Here is a 1,572-nt window from a genome sequence, read left to right on the forward strand (position 1 = left end):
TTCCTATGAATCAAAGGAACAGCATCGTGAGCTCCTACATTATAAGGTTTCAAAGAGTACAATTCATCAATACTTCTGTAAGGAACTCCTTTTTCCATTAACTTTAGTTCAATATATTCATGAGCTAATAACCTCTTAAATCCATCATTAGCCCCAACATTATCAAACCCCTTAATAGCATCTTTCCACTCATCAATATCTTCCATAATTCTTTCGAAGCGTCCAACTTTTAATCCCTCATCTGTATTGATTAAATGTTGTTTTACAAAATAATGATCCTTGACTTTACTGATAACTGATTCAGGAACATTTAAGTTTTTTCGACAAAACTACTTTGTTACATATAGTACACATTTGTGCCTTATAGGTATCAAAGTATGCTTAGTTAAAACTAGGGAGGTATATTATTAATGGACAAGCATTATAAAATTAATTTACTATTTATCTTAAATAAGTCTTGTTTATTAACACAATAACGTGTTTTGTATAAATTTGATTTGAAGATACCCAATAATCCTCCATACTACGTAAAATTTTCGCACATTCACTATCTGAATAACCTTTTATCTCAAGATCTCTTTCTCGCAATGATTTAAATAAATCAAATTTCCCTCTACTTCTTTGTTTATTATAGTACGAATAACTATTCCAAAAATTTTCAATACAAGAAGCATATTTAATTAAATATTTATTTTTCACCTCCAATTCACTGAATTTATCTTTATTAATCAAAAAAATATTTTCTATTTCATTAATGTATTCGATAGTAAGTGTATTATTTAAAGACTTTTTTCTTAATTCACATATCCCTACGTAAGCTTCTTTTAATTCATCTTCTATTACTTCTTTTAAGTTACTATTAGGGTCGTTTTCTAATTGATTGAATATATCTTGCATAACTCTATTTTATAAACTCAACAAGTATTAATATATCATCATCAGTTGTGACAGTTGCTTTTGTAAATCCAGCTTTATTAGCCTGTTTACCTGTCCAAGTTTCAAATGCAGCTTCTGTTTCTGTTTTGTTTGCCTTTCTAGCTTCTTTATATGCTTTAAAATTATCAGATATTCCATCTGTATATTTAGGATCAGCACCTTCCCATCTTCCTCTTATTCCTTTATAAGGAAGATTTTTAGCATCGTAATATTTTATAGCATCATCAAATACAACAGAACTAATTCCTTGTCCCTTTAATTCTGAAGGAACATTAAAATCAAACTCAATAAAATCATCATAGATTTCGGCTTCTAGCTTATTTAATGTTTTAACATTACCACTTGAAGTTTTATATTTGAATGAATATGAAACTTTACCGTTTTTACTCTGCTTAAATAACGTTCCTAAAACATCTCCGCTTTCAGAAACAAACTCAGCTATTCTACCTGTAGAAGTAACTTTATAGTTATCAACATATTTAATAGTGTTTCTTAATCCACCCCCTGCGTTACTGATTTTCCAAGCCTTATATCCTCCAGCTTTTTTGATCTCATCAATATTTTTACCAACCAGCTCTAGTTCATCAAGATTTCTTCTTAGTACATCATCAACCCCTGCATCATTAAGGACCTTCC

The 1,572-nt window shown here is 29.5% G+C and carries 3 protein-coding genes; all 3 read right to left on the reverse strand.

What is annotated here, in order from left to right; all coding sequences use genetic code 11:
• Positions 1-206, reverse strand: a 206-nt coding sequence (locus tag ABD816_RS22075; protein ID WP_344931077.1) for a hypothetical protein, incomplete at its 3' end; no start/stop codon positions are given.
• Between the two features lie 235 nt (positions 207-441).
• Positions 442-897, reverse strand: coding sequence for a hypothetical protein (locus ABD816_RS22080; RefSeq protein ID WP_344931078.1), 456 nt, complete (start codon positions 895-897; stop codon positions 442-444).
• A 4-nt stretch (positions 898-901) separates the two neighbouring features.
• Positions 902-1,572, reverse strand: a 671-nt coding sequence (locus tag ABD816_RS22085) for a hypothetical protein (protein WP_344931079.1), incomplete at its 5' end; no start/stop codon positions are given.

Source organism: Aquimarina addita (assembly GCF_039539305.1).
Taxonomy (GTDB): Bacteria; Bacteroidota; Bacteroidia; order Flavobacteriales; family Flavobacteriaceae; genus Aquimarina; species Aquimarina addita.